This is a genomic window from Paenisporosarcina sp. P4_E4_2 (genome assembly GCF_056401595.1).
The window spans coordinates 1-4,187 of the sequence record NZ_JBFUJC010000275.1 but is presented as its reverse complement, the minus strand read 5'-3'; the positions used below and the strand labels follow the sequence as shown (position 1 = coordinate 4,187).

Below are 4,187 nucleotides of genomic sequence, written 5' to 3'. Positions count from 1 at the left end.
ATTTTCAGGGAGAGAGAATACAATTTGATTTGCCACTGTCTGCAAGAGGAACTTTATTTCAACAGAGTGTGTGGCGTCAATTGCCTGGTATTTCCTATGGAGAAACAATCAGTTACCAAGAGTTGGCAAATAGAATTGGCAATACAAAAGCCTGTCGTGCGGTAGGACAAGCAAATCGAAAAAATCCATTACCGATAGTCGTACCCTGCCATCGTGTTATAGGAAAAGACAAATCATTGAAAGGCTAAGCGGGTTCACTTACACCGATTAAACAATATCTGCTCGAATTAGAGCAAAAACACATCAATTCCAAACCATTTTGACAAAGTTCTTCTATTCCCTATATACTAGTTTTAATTAGAGAGAATGGAATACAGGTGATAGAGATGAAATCCGAAGAACTGACWCAGTCGTTAAAATTATTTATCGTGCTTTCTAGAGCATATAAAACATTGCATGAATGTACGAATCAATTTTTTCAAGCAAATGGACTAAACCCTACTGAATTTGCAGTTTTGGAATTGTTATTCCACAAGGGGCGACAACCGCTGCAGAAAATAGGAAATAAAATACTGCTTGCCAGTGGTTCGATTACCTATGTCATTGATAAGCTGGAAAAAAGAGGCTTCATACACCGCGTTTCATGTCCTTCGGATCGCCGGGTGACATTTGCTGAAATCACTCCTGAAGGAGAGGCTTTCATGGCTCAATTGTTCCCAGAGCATGAGAAACAATTGCATGAAATGATGGGTGCTTTGGATAATGATGAGAAAGAGCAAGCGATTACATTATTGAAAAAATTAGGATTATCAATTAAAGATTTATCATATTAAAAAAATTCCGGCTCACTAAGTGAGCCGGAATTTTTTATTGTTTTACAGCGATTGTTTCGCCCATTTTCAAAAATGCATCCGTTAAGTTCACACTGTTTTGATCAAAGATTGTCAAGCGGACAATCAGATTGCCTTGTTCAAATACCATCCCTGAAACAGTTCCTAATTCAAAAGTAGTTTCGTATCCAATCTGATTCGAAATCCCTTCGCCTTGAGGTAATTTCTCTTGTTTGTCAATCTTCACAGGTTCTTTGCCAATGCTCACAGCTGCAATACTTTCAATCATCGTATCTCTAATAATTTCATAGTCTGCTTCATCTTTGGAGATCGTTTCTACTCGCATGAAGACGGCAGAATTTTCGTCATAGTATATTGAATCTTTATTAGGTTCTTCCCCAGTTAATGAATAGCCATCTAATTTATAGATCGAATAGTTCTGTTCATCACTATCCGTCAACTTTGCGGTTTCTTCTTTCTTTTCGTCATTGATCGAATATGACAGTGACTTTTCAGGTCCTCTTGTTTCAGTAACAGGTGCTGGTTCTTCTGTTTCCTCTTTTGCTTCATCTTCATCAGCTGTTTCATCTACCGTTGTTTCTTCAGAGTCCGCAACAGTAGTTTTATCACTTTCAGAACCATTAGATTCATCTGTGGAGTTACATGCAGAAAGCATGGAAATTGCTAAAGACAATGATGCAAATAGTAGCCAAGATTTTTTCATGTTATATTTCCTCCTTTATGTAGTAGACGTGATGTGGTTGTCATATGTTTCAAGAGTTGAGAGGCAAAACCAGAAACAGTAGAATCGTCATTGTAATATGAGCGATAATGATGAGCGGCATGCTTTTTTTCCATTCATACAAAAGCCCCCACAGTAAACCGGATGTGACTGCTGCAAGCACTCCTAACCAAAATCCGCTGAAAGCCATGGATAATCCGAAAAGTAAGGAGGCCACCAACACAGCGAAGAAAGGGCTCATGTAAGTTTTTAATTTTTGCTGAATAAAGCCCCGCCAAAACAATTCTTCTCCTGGGGCAATAATTAACATCAACAATAAATAATGCCAAACAGTAGTCGGTCCAAAGTCACTTAAGAATTGCTCCACTGAAATTGCTGCTTGATCCGTAAATATGGAAAAGAAGCGATATGCAGTTGCAATAAGTCCATAAGTGAGTGTACCATAACCAATTCCGAAAATTAAGTACTCCCATGTTTGTATTTCATCTTCCATCTTGCCAAGAACAAATGATAAGGACATAAATAACAGCATCGTAAATGTGTACATATACCAAAAAATTACTTCAAATGAAAAAGTGAAAAAAAGTAGCAAATAGACGAGAACTAAACTGAGAGTCCATCTTAGATGAGAAGCCATAATATTCAACTTGCACACCTCCAGTACTTTAGCATTTAGTGATCATTCTTCTTCATCAGTAATGGGTGAAGACTCTTGCTCTTTAAGGTATACTATTTTATACCGTTTATGATTGATAACTGTTTTTTCTTCAATTTCGAGTTCTTCGAAATTTTCCATAATGGAAAGATTCACAATTACGGAGTTTTCATTAACTTTTTCAACAATCCCTTGCAAGCCATCTTTGAATTCAATTATTGATCCAACAGTTGCTATTTCCACAGATACTCAGCTCCTTAATGCGGTCATATTCAATAGTGTGCATGATAATTTTTCTGACGTAAAGTATTTTCTGAAAACATATTTAAATCATTTCAAATTTTTAACTAAAGGGAGACTTTCCATGAATACATATGAACAGCAGTTAGAGGATTTAAGAGTAGGTAAGCTAACCTCCATTACAATCGAAAAAGAAGATTTTTTGACATTTCGTGAAGTACTGGTTCAAAGAGCAGACTTTAAACATATAAGAGGAACTGCTAAACAGGGCGGAATTGTTATCTATACTTATGATCTTGATGCACGAAGTTAACAAGAATGTCATATTTTGTCGGAATAAACTTGTGTTTGCGAGAAGATTTTCGTGTATAATAATGGATAATATGGGTTTGGTAAAGGAGGTATCACGTGCCGGAATCAATTCTTGAGCAAGTGGAACTTACGAGAGAGAAAATGATTAAGTCAGCGCTTGAAAATGGTTTTGGAAACGTTCATACTATCCGACTTAGTAAAAAGTTAGATCGTCTGTTAAATATCTATCAATTGAAAGACTTCCCAAATAAAGCGTCCAACGATAAGGAATTAATCAAAAACTAGGCGATTTTCGCTTAGTTTTTTTATTATAAAGTTTTTTCGGAATAATGGGTTTATTTGGTATACTTATATAACTTAAAGGGGGAAGTAAAATGTCCAAATTAAATCTGTTGAGAAAGAATTTAAATGAATCAATTGTGGGACGTGAAAAAGAAATTGATTTTATGCTGATTGCGTTGATTCAGGGAGGGCACGTGTTACTTGAAAGTGTGCCAGGGTCAGGGAAGACGATGATGGCCAAATCTTTTGCACATGCATTTAAAGGGAACTTTAAACGTTTACAGTTTACTCCTGACGTATTACCATCTGACGTTACCGGTATCAGTTATTTTGATCCGAAAGCTCAGGAATTTGTCTTACGCCCAGGCCCTGTAGCCACCAACATATTGCTTGCTGATGAAATTAACCGTGCAACACCCAGAACACAATCGAGTTTGCTTGAAGCCATGGAGGAAAAGCAAGTAACAATAGATGGAGAAACGATTGCTCTTCCTGAACCATTTATGGTAATTGCCACTCAAAATCCAGTGGAATCGCAACAAGGGACTTTTTCATTACCTGCAGCCCAACTGGATCGTTTCTTGTTCCGAATTGAAATTAATTACCCGAGCTTTGAAGAAGAAAGAAGAATTTTGAAAGAGTTCAGTCATAACCCAGGGGAAGTTAAAACTTCATCGCTCATAGACATTGAAGATGTTAAACTATGGCGCAGTGAAGTCAGGAAAGTGACGGTTCATGAAGATATTGAAACCTATATTTTACAGATTATTCAGGCGACAAGGCAACATGTACAAGTGGAGTTAGGATTAAGTTCACGTGCTTCTCTTGCGTTATTGCATGCAGCGCAGGGACATGCGTACATTAATGGACGTTCGTATGTAAATCCGGATGATGTGAAAAAAATGGTTGCACCACTCGCTACACATCGTCTCATTTTATCTGCTGAAGGATTATTGATTCGTGAACCATCTCATATTCTTAATGATATCATTGAATCCRTACAAACACCTGTAGAGGCCATGGCAAGATGATTTGGCAACGGGAATATTATGGTGCTATGAAAACAAATTGGTTTCTTACAATTATTGCCCTTTGTTTTACAATGTCATTCATAGTTGCACAATAT

At 37.1% G+C, this 4,187-nt stretch carries 8 protein-coding genes; 5 read left to right on the top strand and 3 right to left on the bottom strand.

Annotated elements, in window-relative coordinates; translation table 11 throughout:
• Nucleotides 1-248 (top strand): methylated-DNA--[protein]-cysteine S-methyltransferase (locus AC1DSB_RS15300; protein WP_477587030.1); only part of this gene is annotated, 248 nt, incomplete at its 5' end.
• A 138-nt stretch (nt 249-386) separates the two neighbouring features.
• A complete protein-coding gene (locus AC1DSB_RS15295) occupies nt 387-833 on the top strand; it encodes a MarR family winged helix-turn-helix transcriptional regulator (RefSeq protein ID WP_016427878.1) in 447 nt (148 codons plus the stop codon).
• Nucleotides 834-867: 34 nt separating this feature from the next.
• Here AC1DSB_RS15295 and AC1DSB_RS15290 read toward each other — a convergent pair whose 3' ends face one another.
• The 3 genes from AC1DSB_RS15290 to AC1DSB_RS15280 are packed head-to-tail and all read right to left on the bottom strand — an operon-like array spanning nt 868 to nt 2,470.
• Complete coding sequence (locus AC1DSB_RS15290; RefSeq protein ID WP_016427877.1) at nt 868-1,554, bottom strand: hypothetical protein; 687 nt, start codon at nt 1,552-1,554, stop codon at nt 868-870.
• Between the two features lie 49 nt (nt 1,555-1,603).
• Complete coding sequence (locus AC1DSB_RS15285; RefSeq protein ID WP_016427876.1) at nt 1,604-2,218, bottom strand: CPBP family intramembrane glutamic endopeptidase; 615 nt, start codon at nt 2,216-2,218, stop codon at nt 1,604-1,606.
• A gap of 33 nt (nt 2,219-2,251) precedes the next feature.
• On the bottom strand, nt 2,252-2,470 hold the full coding sequence (locus AC1DSB_RS15280) for a DUF2187 family protein (protein WP_016427875.1): 219 nt from the start codon (nt 2,468-2,470) through the stop codon (nt 2,252-2,254).
• Between the two features lie 121 nt (nt 2,471-2,591).
• Between AC1DSB_RS15280 and AC1DSB_RS15275 the strand changes: the two genes are divergently transcribed.
• The 3 genes from AC1DSB_RS15275 to AC1DSB_RS15265 all read left to right on the top strand — a co-directional run bounded on the left by AC1DSB_RS15275 (nt 2,592) and on the right by AC1DSB_RS15265 (nt 4,092).
• Complete coding sequence (locus AC1DSB_RS15275) at nt 2,592-2,780, top strand: hypothetical protein (RefSeq protein WP_477533463.1); 189 nt, start codon at nt 2,592-2,594, stop codon at nt 2,778-2,780.
• A 95-nt stretch (nt 2,781-2,875) separates the two neighbouring features.
• Nucleotides 2,876-3,064, top strand: a complete 189-nt coding sequence (locus AC1DSB_RS15270) for an aspartyl-phosphate phosphatase Spo0E family protein (RefSeq protein ID WP_016427873.1) — start codon at nt 2,876-2,878, stop codon at nt 3,062-3,064.
• An 89-nt stretch (nt 3,065-3,153) separates the two neighbouring features.
• Nucleotides 3,154-4,092 (top strand): AAA family ATPase, encoded by a 939-nt coding sequence (locus AC1DSB_RS15265; RefSeq protein ID WP_477587029.1) that lies wholly within the window; start codon nt 3,154-3,156, stop codon nt 4,090-4,092.
• Nucleotides 4,093-4,187 lie beyond the last annotated feature (95 nt).

Coding starts and splice junctions, on each gene's coding strand:
- AC1DSB_RS15290 (WP_016427877.1), bottom strand. CDS start 1,554: ATGAAAAAATCTTGGCTACTATTTGCATCATTGTCTTTAGCAATTTCC.
- AC1DSB_RS15275 (WP_477533463.1), top strand. CDS start 2,592: ATGAATACATATGAACAGCAGTTAGAGGATTTAAGAGTAGGTAAGCTA.